At 70.5% G+C, this 16726-nt stretch carries 15 protein-coding genes and 1 tRNA gene; 9 read left to right on the top strand and 7 right to left on the bottom strand.

The window, feature by feature from the left end:
• The first annotated feature begins 17 nt into the window (after nucleotides 1-17).
• The 3 genes from W7S_RS02060 to W7S_RS02070 are packed head-to-tail and all read left to right on the top strand — an operon-like array spanning nucleotide 18 to nucleotide 878.
• Nucleotides 18-218: a DUF4244 domain-containing protein gene (locus W7S_RS02060; RefSeq protein ID WP_008263417.1), complete on the top strand. Its 201-nt coding sequence runs from the start codon at nucleotides 18-20 to the stop codon at nucleotides 216-218.
• A 35-nt stretch (nucleotides 219-253) separates the two neighbouring features.
• The gene (locus W7S_RS02065; RefSeq protein ID WP_026071053.1) at nucleotides 254-541 is read left to right on the top strand and encodes a TadE family type IV pilus minor pilin; all 288 of its coding nucleotides are present in this window, start codon (nucleotides 254-256) and stop codon (nucleotides 539-541) included.
• Nucleotides 542-560: 19 nt separating this feature from the next.
• Nucleotides 561-878, top strand: coding sequence for an Rv3654c family TadE-like protein (locus W7S_RS02070; protein WP_008263421.1), 318 nt, complete (start codon nucleotides 561-563; stop codon nucleotides 876-878).
• Here the strand turns inward: W7S_RS02070 and W7S_RS02075 are convergent.
• The gene (locus tag W7S_RS02075; protein WP_008263424.1) at nucleotides 875-1900 is read right to left on the bottom strand and encodes a PAS domain-containing protein; all 1026 of its coding nucleotides are present in this window, start codon (nucleotides 1898-1900) and stop codon (nucleotides 875-877) included. The genes W7S_RS02070 and W7S_RS02075 overlap by 4 nt on opposite strands.
• 71 nt (nucleotides 1901-1971) lie before the next feature.
• On the bottom strand, nucleotides 1972-4305 hold the full coding sequence (locus W7S_RS02080) for a DEAD/DEAH box helicase (RefSeq protein WP_008263427.1): 2334 nt from the start codon (nucleotides 4303-4305) through the stop codon (nucleotides 1972-1974).
• A 259-nt stretch (nucleotides 4306-4564) separates the two neighbouring features.
• On the opposite strand from W7S_RS02080, the gene cspA reads away from it, so the two are divergent.
• The 3 genes from cspA (at nucleotide 4565) to topA (ending at nucleotide 8538) form a co-directional block, all read left to right on the top strand.
• Entirely contained in the window at nucleotides 4565-4768 is a 204-nt protein-coding gene (gene cspA, locus W7S_RS02085; RefSeq protein ID WP_007772268.1) for a cold shock protein CspA, read from the top strand.
• Between the two features lie 162 nt (nucleotides 4769-4930).
• Nucleotides 4931-5521, top strand: coding sequence for a hypothetical protein (locus W7S_RS02090; protein WP_014710834.1), 591 nt, complete (start codon nucleotides 4931-4933; stop codon nucleotides 5519-5521).
• Nucleotides 5522-5724: 203 nt separating this feature from the next.
• Nucleotides 5725-8538 carry a type I DNA topoisomerase gene (gene topA, locus W7S_RS02095; protein WP_014710835.1) on the top strand — a complete coding sequence of 938 codons (2814 nt, stop codon included), beginning with the start codon at nucleotides 5725-5727 and terminating at the stop codon, nucleotides 8536-8538.
• Here topA and W7S_RS02100 read toward each other — a convergent pair.
• Complete coding sequence (locus tag W7S_RS02100) at nucleotides 8535-10196, bottom strand: adenylate/guanylate cyclase domain-containing protein (protein ID WP_085976420.1); 1662 nt, start codon at nucleotides 10194-10196, stop codon at nucleotides 8535-8537. The genes topA and W7S_RS02100 overlap by 4 nt on opposite strands.
• 98 nt (nucleotides 10197-10294) lie before the next feature.
• Between W7S_RS02100 and W7S_RS02105 the strand changes: the two genes are divergently transcribed.
• Entirely contained in the window at nucleotides 10295-11527 is a 1233-nt protein-coding gene (locus W7S_RS02105; protein WP_085976472.1) for a DNA polymerase III subunit delta', read from the top strand.
• Nucleotides 11528-11583: 56 nt separating this feature from the next.
• A tRNA-Thr gene (locus tag W7S_RS02110) sits at nucleotides 11584-11659 on the top strand.
• A 12-nt stretch (nucleotides 11660-11671) separates the two neighbouring features.
• On the opposite strand, the gene W7S_RS02115 is transcribed toward W7S_RS02110, so the two are convergent.
• A complete protein-coding gene (locus W7S_RS02115) occupies nucleotides 11672-13489 on the bottom strand; it encodes a hypothetical protein (RefSeq protein ID WP_020821462.1) in 1818 nt (605 codons plus the stop codon).
• Here W7S_RS02115 and W7S_RS02120 point away from each other — a divergent pair.
• A complete protein-coding gene (locus W7S_RS02120; RefSeq protein WP_014710838.1) occupies nucleotides 13455-14399 on the top strand; it encodes an NAD-dependent epimerase/dehydratase family protein in 945 nt (314 codons plus the stop codon). The genes W7S_RS02115 and W7S_RS02120 overlap by 35 nt on opposite strands.
• Here W7S_RS02120 and W7S_RS02125 read toward each other — a convergent pair.
• Genes W7S_RS02125 through W7S_RS02135 form a run of 3 tightly spaced genes read right to left on the bottom strand, consistent with a single transcriptional unit; the run spans nucleotide 14396 to nucleotide 16718 of the window.
• A complete protein-coding gene (locus W7S_RS02125; protein ID WP_009953616.1) occupies nucleotides 14396-14737 on the bottom strand; it encodes a DUF2304 domain-containing protein in 342 nt (113 codons plus the stop codon). The two genes, W7S_RS02120 and W7S_RS02125, sit on opposite strands and share 4 nt — an antisense overlap.
• Nucleotides 14734-15432 (bottom strand): glycosyltransferase family 2 protein, encoded by a 699-nt coding sequence (locus W7S_RS02130; RefSeq protein ID WP_009953617.1) that lies wholly within the window; start codon nucleotides 15430-15432, stop codon nucleotides 14734-14736. Before W7S_RS02130 ends, W7S_RS02125 begins: the two co-directional genes overlap by 4 nt.
• Nucleotides 15433-15467: 35 nt before the next feature.
• A complete protein-coding gene (locus W7S_RS02135) occupies nucleotides 15468-16718 on the bottom strand; it encodes a hypothetical protein (protein ID WP_008263445.1) in 1251 nt (416 codons plus the stop codon).
• Nucleotides 16719-16726: the final 8 nt, after the last annotated feature.

Here is a 16726-nt window from a genome sequence, read left to right on the forward strand (position 1 = left end):
ACGAAAGGAAGTCCTTGATGATCAACAAGTTTCGCGAATTCGCCGCGCGCGTGGCCGTGCTGGCGGCCGACGAGTCGGGCATGTCGACGGTCGAGTACGCCATCGGCACCATCGCGGCGGCGGCGTTCGGCGCGGTGCTGTACGCGGTGGTCACCGGCGATTCCATCGTGTCGGCGCTGACCAACATCATCGGCCGTGCGCTCAACACCAAGGTGTAGCCGGCAGTGCCGGCGCGAGCACCGTTGAGGCGGCGCTGGGCATCGCCTCGCTCGTCGTCGTGCTGGTGCTGTGCCTGGCCGGTGTCAGCGCCGTCTCGATGCAGGTGCGCTGCATCGACGCCGCCCGCGAGGCCGCCCGGCTGGCCGCCCGCGGCGACGAACGCTCCGCGGTGGCCGCCGCGGTCCGGCTCGCCCCCGCCGGCGCCCGGGTCGACCTGCACCGCGACGGCGACTTCCTGGTCGCCACCGTCGCCGCGCATTCGAAGTTCCTGCCCGCCTTGGATATTGGCGCGAACGCGGTCGCCGCGGCCGAGCGGCCATGACGATCGGGGGTCGGCCACGGTGGTCGCCGCCTGGATGGTCGTGGTGCTGCTCTGGGCGACCGGCGTCGCCGGCTACCTGGGCTCGGCGGTGGTGGCGCGTCACCGCGCACAGGCGGTGGCCGACCTGGCCGCCCTGGCCGCTGCGGCGCGGCTGACGTCGGGATCCGCCGCGGCCTGCATCCAGGCCGCGGCCGTCGCCCGCGCGATGCGGGTCGACGACATCGGCTGCGTGGTCGACGGTCTCGATGTCGTCATCACGGCGCGGGTGCCGGTCGTCGTCGCCGGTACGGCACGTGCCACCGCGCGGGCGGGGCCCGCCGGCGGGCGAAATGGCTAGGGCGTCTGCGGCAGCCCCGCGGCCGCCAGCTCGTCGTCGGTGGGCAATCGCAGGGAGACCAGCCCCGCGTATGTATCCGGCTCCAGTTCGACCCGGTTGACGGTGACGTGCACGGGCACCCAATCCGCGTCGTGGCCGGGCAACCGCAACACCCGACTGGTGGCGCCCCCGCCGAATTCCCTTGTCATGGTGGACATCACGTCCTGATCGTCGGGATGGACCCGCGGTTTTCCGGTCTCGCTGCTGCGCCAGTCATAAAACGTGCAGGGCTCGTCGAGCCATTTCAACAGGGTCCAGTTGTTGAGGTCGATCAGCGCGCGGTGCACCCCGGCCTGGGCGAGGCCGCTGAGGATCCGTTGGGCCAGATCATCGGTCGACACCGCCGGGCCCTTGAGTTCGGATTGCCAATTGATCGCCCGCGCCACCAGGTGCTCCCGGCCGTCGGGCCCCGGCTCCAAGATCGTGCGCGCGACGAAACCTATCCGGATGGCCTTGCCCCGCCAGTCGGTGAGATCCCAGGTGCTGCACAGCGTTTGGTCGGGCTTAGCCTTGACCGCCATGGCGAGCACCTTGGTTTCGTTCGGGTTGAGCTCGCGGGACGGCAGGTCCTCGGCGAAAGCCCTGCCGAAGGTGACTTCGACTTCGGGATTCTTGCCGCTGTTGATCAGCGATTCGCGGGTGTCGGTCGCCACCCCCATGGTCAGGTCCCACTTCAGCGGCCCCGGAATCGGGCGCTCGGGTGGGTCGATGTCCGACGGCCCGGTCCACACGTGCACGCCGTGGATGAGCCCGTCGGACATCACCACGGGTTCGGTGCGAATGATGCGATCGCGCTTGGGCGCGATGCTGGTCAGGGCCTGTCCGGTCTGGACCGATTCGGCGATCGCCGTTCGCACCGCGGCGAGATAGGGGCTGCGGCGCAGGAAGGTGGTGATCGGGACGAGATTCTTCAGTTGGCGCCCCTGCGCCACGACGGTGGGATCACCCCCGAGTGTCTCCACGAGCAACCAGTCGTGGGCCATGCGGCTGAGTTTACGGCGACGGGACGGATCCGGGGGAGCGGGTGAACCGGCGGGCGACCTCGCCGCTGTGCTCAGCGTGACTCCCGCGGCAGCTCCGCGAGTACCAGCCGCAGCACCTGCACCGCGCCGGCCTTGTCGAGCGGGTCGTTGCCGTTGCCGCACTTGGGGGACTGCACGCACGACGGGCACCCGCGGGGGCATTCGCACGCCTCGATGGCGGCGGCCGTCGCGGCGAGCCACGTGCGGGCCCGGCGGAAGCCCCGTTCGGCGAATCCCGCGCCGCCCGGATACCCGTCGTAGACGAAGACGCTGGGCAGCCCGTCGGGACCCGGTCCCACCGCGGTGGACAAGCCGCCGATGTCGCCGCGGTCGCAGCTGGCGACCAACGGCAGCAGCCCGATGGCGGCATGCTCGGCCGCATGCAATGACCCGGGAATCCGCGTGCCGTCAATACCCTTGCGCAGCAACGCATCCTCGGTGATGGTGTACATCACCGAGGTGGTGGCCAACGTGTGCTCCGGCATGTCCAACTCGATGAAGTCGATCACCTCCCCGGAGAGCAGGCGGCGCAGGTAGCCCACCACCCGGTGGGTGACCCGGACCGGGACCAGCCCGAGCGTGACCGGCCCGAAGGCCAGACGCTCACCGCTGCCGGTGACGACGATGTCGGTGATCTCCCGCGCGAACGTCGCATAACCGGGGTCCTCGGCGTGGACGAAGGCGATGCCCTCCTCGGTGTCCAGCGAATCCACCACGTAGCTCTCGCCCTGATGCAGGTACACCGCGCCCGGGTGCACCGAAGCCGGTGCCCGGCCGACGTCGGCGCTGCCCAACAGCCGCCCGGTGTCGGCCTCGACGATGACGATCTGCCCGCCCGTCGAGCCCCGGATGTCCACCGCGGCATGCGGTTCCAGGCCGGGCGCCGGAAAGTACTTTCCGCTTCGCCGCCGCAGCAGCCCGTCATCGACCAGGCCGTCCGCCACGTCGGTGGCGCCGAGTTCGCGCACCTCCGCGTCGTCCAGCGGCAGTTCGGTTGCCGCGCAGAGCAGTTGCGGCCCCAGGATGTACGGGTTCGTCGGGTCGATGACGACCCGCTCGACCGGCTTGTCCAGCAGCGCGGCCGGATTGTGCACCAGATACGTGTCCAGCGGATCGTCCCGGGCGATCAACACCACCAGCGCGCCCTGCCCGCGCCGACCGGAGCGGCCGGCCTGCTGCCAGAACGAGGCGACGGTGCCCGGAAAACCGGCGAGCACCACCGCGTCCAGCCCGGCGATGTCGACGCCCAACTCCAGCGCATTGGTGGTGGCCAACCCGCGCAACCGGCCCTCGGCCAGGGCGCGCTCCAGCGCGGTGCGGTCCTCGGCGAGATACCCGGCCCGATACGACGCCACCGTCCGGGACAGCTCGGGGGCGATGTCCTCCAGCCGCGCCTGGGCGCCCAGCGCGGTCAATTCCGCGGCGCGGCGCGACCGCACGAAGGTCAGGGTCTGCGCTCCCTCGGCGATCAGGTCGGCCATGACGCGCGCCGCCTCCGCGCCCGCCGAGCGGCGCACCGGTGCACCGTTCTCGCCGACCAGGTCGGTCCGCAGCGCGGGTTCCCACAGGGCCACGGTCCGCGCCCCCTGGGGTGAACCGTCTTTGGTGACCTCCTGCACCGGCAGCCCGATGAGCTCGGTGGCCGTCGCACCCGGGGAATCCGTTGTCGCGCTGGCGAAGATCACCGTCGGCGCACTCGAATAGCGGGCGCACAACCGCAACAAGCGGCGCAGCACCATCGCCACATTGGAGCCGAACACCCCACGGTAGTAATGACATTCGTCGACAACCACGAAGCGAAGACCCCGCAACAGCACCGCCCAGCGGGCGTGGTTGCGCAGGATCGACAAGTGGATCATGTCGGGGTTGGAGAACAACCAGCGGGAGCGTTCCCGCGCGAAGCGGCGCACCTCGGCGGGACTGTCGCCGTCGTAGGCGGTGGGAGCCACCGCAAAACCGGGTTCATGCAGCCGCGGAATCGCCGCGGTCAGGGCGTGCGCGGCCCGCAGCTGGTCATGCCCCAGCGCCTTGGTCGGCGACAGGTAGAGCACCCGGGCCCGCGGATCGGTCGCCAGCGCGTTGAGGACGGGAAGCTGATAGGCCAGCGACTTGCCCGAGGCGGTGCCGGTGCTCACCACCACGTGGCGGCCCGCGTAGGCCAAATCCGCGGCCGCGAACTGATGCGACCAGGGCGCGGCGATCCCGCGGTCGGCGAACGCCTTGACCACGTCGGGCTCGGCCCACGCCGGCCAATCGTGCGGCCGGCCACTGCGCGGTGGCAATTCGGCGACGTGGCGCAGCGGCCGTTCGTCCGTCGCGGTTCCGGCCAGCGCGGCGGCAAGCAGCTCACTGCCGAAGCTCGCCATCTCACCCCACACGGAATCGCTCTTCGAATCGGGCAAACACACAAGTCTGTCGCCGACGCGATGAACATGGTTGACTAATTGCGGTCGCAGCTTCTGTGTTCGTGTCAAACTTTCGCAGGATCGACGTTGCGGCCGCGGTTCCTGCGAGGTTAATCGGTCGGGTGAAGTTCCGGCGACTCAGCGAGGTATGGCGGTCGTACCAGGCCCGGGGCATCGAAAGGCGATGCCCCGCACCCAGAAGAAAAGGAAAGATCGAGAGATGCCACAGGGAACTGTGAAGTGGTTCAACGCGGAGAAGGGCTTCGGGTTCATTGCCCCCGAAGACGGCTCCGCGGATGTGTTTGTCCACTACACGGAGATCCAGGGTTCGGGCTTCCGCACCCTCGAAGAGAACCAGAAGGTCGAGTTCGAAATCGGCCACAGCCCGAAGGGCCCCCAGGCCACCGGAGTCCGCTCCCTGTAGGGAAGAGCAGACCTGAACGGACACCCCCCGTGCAGCCCCGCCCAGCGGGCCCAGCCGGGGGGTTTCCTTTTTCTATCGGTTCTATCGGTTTCTATCGGCACGGCGCCGCCGCGCCGATTGCCTCAAGACGCGGATGGGCGAGAGGGCCTACTGTCGGATGGCGTGAGCCAGCTTTCCTTCTTTACCGCGGAGTCGGTGCCGCCCGCGGTCGCCGATCTTTCGGGGGTGCTGGCGGCGTCCGGGCAGATCGTCACCGTCGGCGGTGCGGAGGCCCAGGGCGCTCGGCTTTCGGTGGTCGTGGACGCGCCCTGGCGGGCCTCCGCGCTGGCGGACATGATCCGCGAGGCCGGTCTGGCCGCCGAGATCGGCCGGACCGACGAAGACACCCCGCTGGTGCGGACGGCGGTGGACCCGTCGTTGAGCACGCTGGCGGCCGAATGGACGCGCGGCGCGGTCAAGACCGTGCCGCCGCGCTGGCTGCCCGGACCGCGCGAGCTGCGGGCCTGGACGCTGGCGGCCGGCAACCCCGAGGGCGAGCACTACCTGCTGGCGCTGGACCCCCACGCGCCCGACACCCACTCGCCGCTGGCGTCGGCGTTGATGCGCGTCGGGATCGCGCCCACGCTGATCGGCACCCGCGGCGGCCGGCCGGCGCTGCGCATCAGCGGCCGCCGCAGGCTATCGCGCCTGGTAGAGAACGTGGGGGAGCCGCCCGACGGTGCGGAGGCGCTGTCCCGGTGGCCGCGGGTCTAGCCACCGGACGACGCGCGATTTCGCGCCGCGTTCTCGAGCGTCGGTTTGCGTAGGCCCGCCCGAGGGTGCGAAATTGTCAGGTGCCGCAGGGCGAAGGAACGGTCGCGTACCTGAATTTCACCGGAATTTTCGAAGCCGACCTGTCATTCTTCCTGCAGGTGGTCTCGCAGGGGGGACCAATCAGGGATGGAGCGTAAGGGCAGTTGGCTGACCCGAAACTGAAGGACAGCGCCGGCGGCGGCAACGGAAGCCGCCGGCGACTCGTGATTGTCGAGTCGCCCACTAAGGCGCGCAAACTGGCCGGGTACCTGGGCTCCAGCTACATCGTCGAGTCGTCGCGCGGCCACATCCGCGACCTGCCCCGGGCCGCCGCCGACGTGCCCGCCAAGTACAAGTCGGAGCCGTGGGCCAGGCTGGGCGTGAACGTCGATCACGACTTCGAACCGCTCTACATCATCAGCCCGGAGAAGAAGAGCACCGTCACCGAGCTCAAGGGCCTGCTCAAGGACGTCGACGAGCTCTATCTCGCCACGGATGGCGACCGCGAGGGCGAAGCCATCGCCTGGCACCTGCTGGAGACCCTCAAGCCCAACATCCCGGTCAAGCGGATGGTGTTCCACGAGATCACCGAGCCGGCGATCCTGGAGGCCGCCGAAAACCCCCGCGACCTCGACATCGATCTCGTCGACGCGCAGGAGACCCGCCGCATCCTGGACCGCCTGTACGGCTACGAGGTCAGCCCGGTGCTGTGGAAGAAGGTCGCGCCCAAGCTGTCGGCGGGCCGGGTCCAGTCGGTGGCCACCCGGATCATCGTGCAGCGCGAGCGCGACCGCATGGCGTTTCGCAGCGCGTCCTACTGGGACATCGTGGCCCAGCTCGACGCCAGCGTGTCCGACCCGCAGGCGTCGCCGCCCACCTTCTCCGCCCGGCTGACCAATGTCGACGGCCTGCGCGTCGCCACCGGACGCGACTTCGACTCGCTGGGACAGCTGCGCAAGGCCGACGAGGTCACCATCCTCGACGAAGCAAGCGCGACCGAGTTGGCCGCCGGGCTGCGCGGCGCCCAGCTGTCCGTCGCCTCGGTCGAGGAGAAGCCCTACACGCGCCGGCCGTACGCGCCGTTCATGACGTCGACGCTGCAGCAGGAGGCCGGCCGCAAGCTGCGGTTCTCCTCCGAGCGCACCATGAGCATCGCCCAGCGGCTCTACGAAAACGGCTACATCACCTATATGCGTACCGACTCGACCACGTTGTCGCAGTCGGCGATCAACGCCGCCCGCAACCAGGCGCGTCAGCTCTACGGCGAGGAGTACGTCTCGCCGTCCCCACGCCAGTACACCCGCAAGGTGAAGAACGCCCAGGAGGCGCACGAGGCGATCCGGCCCGCCGGCGAGACGTTCGCCACCCCGGACGCGGTGCGACGCGAACTCGACGGCGACGAATTCCGGCTCTACGAGCTGATCTGGCAACGCACGGTGGCCTCGCAGATGGCCGACGCGCGCGGCACCACGCTGAGCCTGCGGATCGGGGGCCGCTCCGGCGAGCGTCAAGTGGTGTTCTCCGCCAGCGGTCGGACCATCACGTTCCCCGGCTTCCTGAAGGCCTACGTGGAGACGGTGGACGAGTTGGCTGGCGGCGAGGCCGACGACGCCGAGAGCCGGCTGCCGCAGCTCACCCAGGGCCAGCGGCTGGACGCCATCGAACTCACGCCCGACGGCCACGCCACCAACCCGCCGGCCCGCTATACCGAGGCGTCGTTGGTCAAGGCGCTCGAGGAACTGGGCATCGGCCGCCCGTCGACGTATTCGTCCATCATCAAGACCATCCAGGACCGTGGCTACGTGCACAAGAAGGGCAGCGCCCTGGTGCCCTCCTGGGTCGCGTTCGCCGTAACCGGTTTGCTGGAGCAGCATTTCGGCCGGCTGGTCGACTACGACTTCACCGCCGCGATGGAGGACGAGCTCGACGCGATCGCCTCGGGCCAGGAGCGGCGCACCGACTGGCTCAACAACTTCTACTTCGGCGGCGAGCACGGGGTGGCCGATTCGGTGGCCCGGTCCGGCGGCCTGAAGAAGCTCGTCGGCGTCAACTTGGAAGGCATCGACGCCCGAGAAGTCAACTCCATCAAGCTCTTTGACGACGAGCAGGGCCGTCCCGTCTACGTCCGGGTGGGCAAGAACGGGCCGTACCTGGAGCGCATGGTGACCGGCGACGACGGCGAGCGCACGCCGCAGCGGGCCAACCTCAACGACTCGCTGACCCCCGACGAATTGACCCTCGAGCTGGCCGAGCAGCTGTTCGCCACGCCGCAGGAGGGACGGGTGCTGGGCGTGGACCCGGCGACGGGCCACGAAATCGTCGCCAAGGACGGCAGATACGGCCCGTACGTGGCCGAGGTCCTGCCGGAGCCGCCACCCGGCGACGACGACGGCGGCGCCGCACCCGCGAAGAAGGGCAAGAAGCCCACCGGTCCCAAACCCCGCACCGGGTCGCTGCTGCGCACCATGGATTTGCAGACGGTCACGCTCGAGGACGCGCTGCGGCTGCTGTCGCTGCCCCGGGTGGTCGGTGTCGACCCCGAATCCGGCGAGGAGATCACCGCGCAGAACGGCCGCTACGGCCCATACCTGAAGCGCGGCACCGATTCTCGCTCGCTGGCCACCGAGGAGCAGATGTTCGACATCACCCTCGAGGAAGCGTTGAAGATCTACGCCGAGCCCAAACGCCGCGGCCGCCAGGGCGCCGCCGCGCCGCCGCTGCGTGAGCTGGGCGCCGACCCCGCGACCGGCAAGCCGATGGTGATCAAGGACGGCCGGTTCGGGCCGTACGTCACCGACGGCGAGACCAACGCGAGCCTGCGCAAGGGCGACGACGTGCTGTCGATCACCGACGAGCGGGCCGCCGACCTGCTGGCCGACCGCCGGGCCCGCGGCCCGGCGAAGCGTCCCGCCAAGAAGGCCGCCCGCAAGTCACCGGCCAAGAAGTCGGCTGCCAAGAAGACCGCCAAGCGCAGCTAGCCGCGCGCGTCGCTGGAAACCTCTTGCGGCGCAACCTCTTCCGGGGCGGCCAGCTTCACCGGCCGGGCCAGCTGGGTGGGCGCCCTGCGGCCGCGCAGCTCGACCACCTCGCCGACATCCCAGCACAGGGCCTCGGCATCCAGCGCGCCGCTGACGGCGATCGCCGACGCGAGCACGTGGCCGGGCTCGAGCTTGGCCAGCTCGGTCAGCCGGGCGGCCTCGTTGACCGGGTCGCCGATCACGGTGTACTCGAAGCGGGCCTGCGCGCCGATGTGGCCGGCGATGGCCCGCCCGGACGACACCCCGATGCCGAACTCCGCCGAACCGATCACCGGGAGCAGCTCGTCGTGCAATTCCCGGGCGGCGGCCAGCGCCCCGCCCGGTGAGTCGGGGTGCTCGATCGGCGCGCCGAAGATGGCCAGCGCGGCGTCGCCCTGGAACTTGTTGACGAAACCGCCGTGGCGGCCAACGGTTTCCACCACTACCCGGAAGAACTCGTTGAGCAGGTGGACCACCTCGGCGGGCGGGCGGGTCGAGGCCAGCTGGGTGGAGCCGACCAGGTCCACGAACAGCACCGCGACGTCGCGCTCCTGCCCGCCCAGCTCGGTGCCACGCTCCAGCGCGCGGCGGGCGACGTCCTCCCCGACGTAGCGGCCGAACAGGTCGCGCAGCCGCTGCCGCTCGGACAGGTCGCGCACCATGTCGTTGAAGCCCGCCTGCAGCAGGCCGAGCTCGCTGGCGTCGTAGATCTGCATGTGCGCGTTGTAGTTTCCGCGCTGCACCTCGCTCAACGCCCAGCGCAGCTGGCGCAGCGGGTCGGCGATCGACATGGCCACCAGCAGGGTGCTGATCAGCCCGACGCCCAGCGCGGTCAGCGCCAGCAACAGGATGGGGTTGAACAGGCTCTCCGGCGCGGCGTGCAGCAGCGAGGCCTTGTCCGCCACCACGGCCAGCACGATCGCCATCAGCGGCACCGCCGTGGACAGCATCCAGGTCAGGATCTGGCGCAGGATGACGCCGGGCGCCTTGACGTTCTCCGGCACCCCACTGCGCAGGGCGGCGACCGCCACCGGCCGCAACACCCGTTCGGATTGCAGGTAGCCGATGATCGCCGTGGCGGCGGCGCCCAGCGCGGTCGCGACCGAGACGACCGGCGCCGCGAACTTGGCCACCGACCAGCTGGCCACGATGAACACCACGCCGCCGATGCACCAGTACGCGACCGTGCTCAGGGTGCGGTAGTACGGCATGCGCAGCGCGCGGCTGCGGGCGAGTTCGGTGGCGACCGGATCGGTCTCCGCGAGCATGTTGTCGCGGCGCTGCCAGCGGAAGACCGGCATCAGCAGCTTGAGGTTGACCACGACGCCGACGAGGAACAGGACGACCAACGAGCTCGAGAAGATCGCCAGGTTGAGCGTCGGCAGGTCCTGCAATTCGATGCGATCCTGCGGCGGCAACCCGTAGCGCAGGAAGCCGAGCACGAACAGCGCGCCGATGATGTCGGCCTGCAACATGCTCAGCGCGAACAGCGGCCACGGGGTGCGCACCACCCACCGGACGAATGCGCTGATCCGCCCCGGTAGTGCCGCCGCCGTAGTCACCAACCCACCGTATCGGGCGGCGGCGACGTCCCGGAAACTTAATAACGATCTCGGCAGGTCGCGCGGGGGGCCCCGACGACCGCAGAGATCACGGAATGGTCGCGGTACGGTAGCCGATCGGTATCTGTCGGCCTCGCTGTCTACTGTTACCGATGATGTCCGGGGTGTTTGCGCGGCTGGTAGGCCAAGACGCGGTGACGGCCGAGCTGCTCGCCGCCGCCAGAGCCTCCCGCGGTGACCCAGCCCACAGCGAGGCGGGCGCCGGGACTATGACACATGCCTGGCTGATCACCGGTCCGCCGGGCTCGGGGCGCTCGGTGGCCGCGCTGTGCTTCGCGGCCGCGCTGCAGTGCACCGCCACCGTCGAAGACGGGGGCCCGGGCTGCGGGCGCTGCCACGCGTGCACGACGACCATGGCCGGCACGCACGCCGACGTGCGCCGGGTGATCCCCGAGGGCCTGTCCATCGGCGTCGACGAGATGCGCGCGATCGTGCAGATCGCGTCGCGGCGCCCGGCCACCGGGCATCGCCAGATCGTGGTGATCGAAGACGCCGACCGGTTGACCGAGGGCGCCGCCAACGCGCTGCTGAAGGTCGTCGAGGAGCCGCCGCCGTCGACGGTGTTCCTGCTGTGCGCGCCGTCGGTGGATCCCGAGGACATCGCCATCACGCTGCGGTCGCGGTGCCGGCACGTGGCGCTGGTGACACCGTCGACCGAGGCGATCGCCCGCGTGCTGGTGGACAGCGACGGCCTGAGTCCCGAAACCGCGGACTGGGCGGCGTCGGTCAGCGGCGGCCACGTGGGCCGGGCGCGCCGGCTGGCCACCGACCCGGAGGCCCGCGCGCGCCGGGAGCGGGCGCTGGGACTGGTGCGCGACGCCGCGACCCCGTCGCGGGCCTACGCCGCCGCCGAGGAGTTGGTGGCCGCGGCCGAGGCCGAGGCGGTGGTGCTGACCGCGGACCGCGCCGAGGCCGAGACCGAGGAGCTGCGCACGGCCCTCGGCGCCGGCGGCACCGGCAAGGGCACCGCGGGCGCGATGCGCGGCGCGGCCGGGGCGATCAAAGACCTTGAGCGGCGGCAGAAGTCGCGCCAGACGCGGGCCTCGCGCGACGCGCTGGACCGGGCGCTGATCGACCTGGCGACCTATTTCCGGGATGCGCTCCTGGCCGCCGCGAACGGCGGGGCGGTGCGGGCCAACCATCCGGACATGGCCGAGAAGGTCGCGGCGCTGGCCGCGCATGCCCCGCCCGACCGGCTGCTGCGCTGCATCGAGGCGGTCCTCGAGTGCCGGGAGGCGCTGGCGATCAACGTCAAGCCGAAGTTCGCCGTCGACGCCATGGTCGCCACGATCGGCCAGCAACTGCGCGCCCAGGAACCGCGCGACTGATTTCGTGGTGCCCGCCCGCCTGCCGTAGACTCGTGCCGCCCGGCGTGTGGGCACCAGCCGCCTTAGCTCAGTCGGTAGAGCGATTCACTCGTAATGAATAGGTCAGGAGTTCGATTCTCCTAGGCGGCTCCATTTCTTCCCGGGTCAGGCCGGGGCCAGAAAACCCACCGGGCCCGACGCGATGCACAACGCCAGCGCGGCGGTGTTGGCCCGCACGGTGATCGCGTCCCCGGCGCCCGGCAGGCGCGCGAAGACCCGGTTGAGCCCGGGATGCACCGGCACTTTGACCTCGGGCCCCTGCGTCATCGACAGCGTCATCGACCCGTCGCTGTTGGCCAGGTAGTTCAGCTCGACGGTCCAGTCGGCGGGCAACAGCGGCCCGTCGAGGGCCAGGCGCGCGGGTTTGTCCGGTTGCGCGAAATAGCCGCATCGCGGCATCGGCCCCGGCGCGATGGTACGGACCCAGGTCACCCGCGCCTTGACCAGACGGCCGGAGCTATCCAGCATGCGCAATTGCGTTGTCGCCGGCGCGAATTCGGGCCTGTCGCGCAGCAGGGCGAACATGTGGCTGGCCAGATTCTCCGGTGCGGCCACCCGTTGCAGCACCAGCGGATCGACCTCGGAGTCCAGCAGCGGCGCGTCCGAGGCGGCATGGGCCGCGGCCAGCGACGCCTGGGCGTTGCGCAGATAGGGCTGGGCCGGGTTGTCGCGCCAGCTGGTCAAGAACGTGGCCGTCGAGTACAGGCTGCTGACCGCGAACAACACCGCAAAACCCGCGGTTACCACGGCGCGTTTCGGCGACGCGTCGAGCCAGCCCGGGCCGGCCGGGCGGTTCGGGGCGCACAGCGCGACGGCGGCCAGCAGCGCCAGCATGACGACTAGATCCGGGAAATACCGCAGCGTCTGGGCGAGTTCCAGCGCGGTCTGCTTCGACGAGCGCATCAGATAGATCGGCACCTGGCAGGCCACGGCGTAGCCCGCGGCGGTCAGCCACACCGGCCCGATGCGCCGCTTGCGCGCCAGCGACACCGCCAGCGCGCCGCCCAGCACCAGCCAGCCCAGCGCCATCACCGACGGCGGGGGCGTGGCCCAGGGCGAGGCCGGCGCCCACCGGTCCCAGTGCCAGGGGCCGCCGGCCAGCCCCGGCACGATGCCGTGCGTGATCGATCGCGCCAGCAGCCGCCCCGTCATTGACAGGTCGGAACTCCACCGCCGCTGATTGACCACGGCCAGATAGAGCACCACCCAGGCCGCGGTGAGCGCCAGCGCCGCGACCCACAACCGCGCGCCGGCCCGCCACACCGCCGCGAGCGCCGATCCCAGCCCCCCGTCACCGGTCACGTGGCGCAGCAGCGCGGCGACCGCGAACGCGACGAACGGGATCACCGCGGCCTTCTCGAAGAACAGCAGCCCGCCGAAGTAGACCAGCACCCCGGTCACCGCGTAGCGCCGGTTGCCGGTGCGCACCAGCAGGACGGCGTCGGCGCACACCCAGGCCAGCGCCGCCAGCATCGGCAGCGAGTTCAGCGCCGCCGCCCACCAGGCGAACCCGGGCACGGCGAGCGGGGTGAACAACGCGAACGTCAACGGGATCAGCAACACCGGCCGCCAGCCCAAGATGACGTGCAGCGCGCGCAGCAACGCCAGCGACGCCAGCAGCTGCAGCACCACCAGGCTGACCGCCGGCCACGTCCAGTCCAGCGGCGCCAGCCGGATGATGGTGCCCGCGAGCAGGAATGCCGCCGGCATGACGTGGCCGTCGTGATCGTGGAACAGGTACGACGGCGCGAGCAGGTTATGCGTGCCGGCCTTGCCGATCAGAATCAGGTCGTCCCAATAGAAATAGCCCCCGAACGCCAGCGCCGCGCGGACCGCCAGCTGCACCGCGATGAGCGCCGCGGCCGCCGCCGCTATGTATGGTGGGCCGGTGCGTGCACTGGTTACCGGGGCAGCCGGATTCATCGGCTCGACGCTAGTCGACCGCCTGTTGGCCGACGGCCACACGGTCGTGGGGCTGGACAACTTCGCGTCCGGCCGCGCGAGCAACCTCGAGCACCTGGCCGACAACCCGGCACACGTCTTCGTCGAGGCCGACATCGTGACCGCGGACCTGGAGGCCATCCTCGACGAGCACCGCCCGGAGGTGGTGTTTCACCTCGCCGCCCAGATCGACGTGCGGCACTCGGTGGCCGACCCGCAGTTCGACGCCTCGGTCAACGTGATCGGCACGGTGCGCCTGGCCGAGGCCGCGCGCCGGGCCGGGGTGCGCAAGGTCGTGCACACCTCCTCGGGCGGCTCGATCTACGGCGTCCCGCCGCGGTACCCGACGCCCGAGACGGTGCCGACCGATCCGGCTTCGCCGTATGCCGCCGGGAAGGTGGCCGGCGAGATCTACCTGAACACCTTCCGCCACCTCTACGGTCTGGACTGCTCACACATCGCGCCGGCCAACGTCTACGGCCCCCGCCAGGACCCGCACGGGGAGGCCGGCGTGGTGGCGATCTTCGCCCAGGCGCTGCTATCGGGTAAGTCCACCAAGGTTTTCGGTGACGGCGGCAACACTCGCGACTACGTTTTCGTCGACGACGTGGTGGACGCGTTCGTCAAGGCGTCCGGGGACGCCGGCGGCGGGCAGCGTTTCAACATCGGCACCGGCGTCGAAACCTCGGACCGGCAACTGCATACGGCGGTGGCCGCGGCCGTCGGGGGGCCCGACGACCCGGAGTTCGCGCCGCCCAGGCTCGGTGACCTCAAGCGATCCTGCCTCGACATCGGTTCGGCCGCAGAGGTTTTGGGTTGGCGACCGAAGGTCGAGCTGACCGAGGGGGTGCGCCGCACGGTGGATTACTTCCGGCGGACGCACGCCGGCTAGCTAGCCTCGGGCGCCTGCGCGGAATCCAACGCGATCGCCCGGGCCAGCCGCGCGTAGCGCAGCTCCAAGTCCTTGAACCGCATGTAGGTGCTGAGCGTGGTGAAACAGAAGGCCATGACCAGCGCGTAGAGCATCAGGTCGGTGCCGCGGCGCACCCCGAACCACTGCGCCACGACGGTGGTGTCGTCGGGCCGCAGCACGGCGTAGATGCCGGCCAGCACGAACACCACATAGCCGACCTTGACCCAGGCCCGGGACCGCGCGTTGCGGCGCGACCGCAGCAGATAGACCAGCAGCGCGACGATCGATCCGATCAGCAGCACCTGGATCCAGTTCATGGTGTCCTCCCTCGCAGGAACCCGTCGAAGATGATGTTGACGCCGTTGAGCAGCGGCTGCCCCTTCGACTTCGAGTATTCGGTGTAGAGCACCTCGACCGGTTCTTCGGCGACGCGCCAATGGTTTTCGTCGATCAGCATGATGAACTCGTTGGCGTGGCTCATGCCGCTCATCGTGATGTCCAGCCCGTCGGCGACCTTCTTGTTGAACACCCGCAGGCCGTTGTTGGTGTCGGTCAGCCCGAGCCGGCGACCGCGCCGGCTCAACCGCGCTGCCGTCTGCAGCACGATCCGTTTCAGCAGCGGCGGCCGCGCGACCTGCTGGGTGCCGAACCGGGTCCCGATGACCACGTCGACGTCCCCGACGCGCAGCCGGTCCACCATGGCGGCGAGGTCCTTGACGCGATGCTGGCCGTCGGCGTCGAACGTGGCGAAAACCTCGGCGCCGGGCTGCTTGCGGGCGTACTCGACGCCGGTCTGGATGGCCGCGCCCTGCCCGAGGTTGATGGGATGGCGAACCAGGTGAGCGCCCGCGCGCCGGGCGATCTCACCGGTGCCGTCGGCGCTGCCGTCGTCCACGCAGACGACGTGGTCGAATACCGAGCGCACGTCGGCTATCACCTCGGCGATGACAGCTGCTTCGTTGAAGGCGGGAATGACGACCCAGACGACCGAATATTGCGTTTCCGTACCCATCTAAGCCCACAAGGTACACGCTGGTGCAGGCCAGATCAGCCCGTTGCGCGTCCGGCGCGCGACAGCGCCACCAGATGGACTCCGATGCCCACCAGTGGCCCGCACAGCAATCCGACCACGGTGCGGGTCTGCAGGGACAGCGGCAGCAACAGCAGCAAACCCGACGCGACCGTGGCGCCAACCCAGCCCACCGAGTAGGCGCGGTGCAGCGCGGCGGCCACCGCGGCGGCGCCGGTCAGCGTCAGCATGGCGATCGCCACCGCGGCCGCGGTCAGCCAGGCCAGCAGGGCGCTGCTGGCGTGGTACTGCGGCCCGAAGGCGAATCGCAACAGCCAGGGGCCCACGGCGCCCGCGGCCAGCACCCCGACCGCGCCGATGCCCGCGACGATGCCGGCCGGGGCGATCAGCGCGCGCACCCGGTCGCTGCGCTCGTCGACGAAATGCGCAATTAGGTTGCCCTGCATGGCCGTCAGCGGCACCAGCAGCGGCGCGCGGGTCAACGTGACGGCCAGGATGATCACCCCGCCCTCGGCGCCGAGCTCGGCGCTGGTGAGCTTCAGCAGCACGGGAAAACCCATCACCAGGATGGCGCTGGCGCCGGCCGCGGTGATCGAATGCGCGGCGCCCCGCAGGAAGGTCGCGGTGCCGCCCGGGGTGAGCAGCCGCGCGGCCGCGCGGGTGGCCGGCGAGGCCACCAGCAGGATCAGCCAGGCGATCGCGCCGCCGACCGTCGCCCACAGGAAGCCGGTCAGATGCCAGCCCAGCACCACGGTGGCCGCCGCGATCGCGACGCGGATGACCGCGTCGGTCACCATCAGCGCCCCGTACTGGGTCCACTGGTTGATGCCGGCCAGCATGCCCAGCAGCGTGGTGTGCACGCAGAAGCCGGCCAGCCCGGCGCACAGCAGCGCCACCGACAACCAGCGCTCCTCGACGAAAACCCGACCGCTCCACAGCGGCGCGGTCCCCGCGATCACGACGGCCGCGGCCACCCCGAGCAGCGCGCCGACCCGCAGCGGGTGGGTGCGCTTGGTCGGCGCGACGTCGAGGTAGGCGCAGGCGCGGACCTCGCGGGTGGTCTCTTGGAGCAGCCCGAAGGCGGCGCCGCTGACCAACCCGAAGGCCCCCCAGAAGACGCCGAACACCGAGAAGCCACTGGGCGCGAGGTCGCGGGCCGCCAGGTAGATCACGCCGTAGCCGCACAGGGCGGTCACGGCGGTGGCGGTGCCGACGCGGGCCATGCTGCCGCGCGCCACCGGCCCCTGCGAGGCGCTGATTTCGGTCATCGGGGCAG

Source organism: Mycobacterium sp. MOTT36Y (assembly GCF_000262165.1).
GTDB classification, from domain to species: domain Bacteria; phylum Actinomycetota; class Actinomycetes; order Mycobacteriales; family Mycobacteriaceae; genus Mycobacterium; species Mycobacterium intracellulare.

Excerpts from the sequence above, each read along its gene's own strand:
- W7S_RS02060 (WP_008263417.1), top strand. The coding sequence starts at position 18 with ATGATCAACAAGTTTCGCGAATTCGCCGCGCGCGTGGCCGTGCTGGCG.
- W7S_RS02075 (WP_008263424.1), bottom strand. The coding sequence starts at position 1,900 with ATGGCCCACGACTGGTTGCTCGTGGAGACACTCGGGGGTGATCCCACC.
- W7S_RS02080 (WP_008263427.1), bottom strand. The coding sequence starts at position 4,305 with ATGGCGAGCTTCGGCAGTGAGCTGCTTGCCGCCGCGCTGGCCGGAACC.
- cspA (WP_007772268.1), top strand. The coding sequence starts at position 4,565 with ATGCCACAGGGAACTGTGAAGTGGTTCAACGCGGAGAAGGGCTTCGGG.
- W7S_RS02105 (WP_085976472.1), top strand. The coding sequence starts at position 10,295 with ATGTCCGGGGTGTTTGCGCGGCTGGTAGGCCAAGACGCGGTGACGGCC.
- W7S_RS02115 (WP_020821462.1), bottom strand. The coding sequence starts at position 13,489 with ATGAATCCGGCTGCCCCGGTAACCAGTGCACGCACCGGCCCACCATAC.
- W7S_RS02125 (WP_009953616.1), bottom strand. The coding sequence starts at position 14,737 with ATGAACTGGATCCAGGTGCTGCTGATCGGATCGATCGTCGCGCTGCTG.
- W7S_RS02130 (WP_009953617.1), bottom strand. The coding sequence starts at position 15,432 with ATGGGTACGGAAACGCAATATTCGGTCGTCTGGGTCGTCATTCCCGCC.
- W7S_RS02135 (WP_008263445.1), bottom strand. The coding sequence starts at position 16,718 with ATGACCGAAATCAGCGCCTCGCAGGGGCCGGTGGCGCGCGGCAGCATG.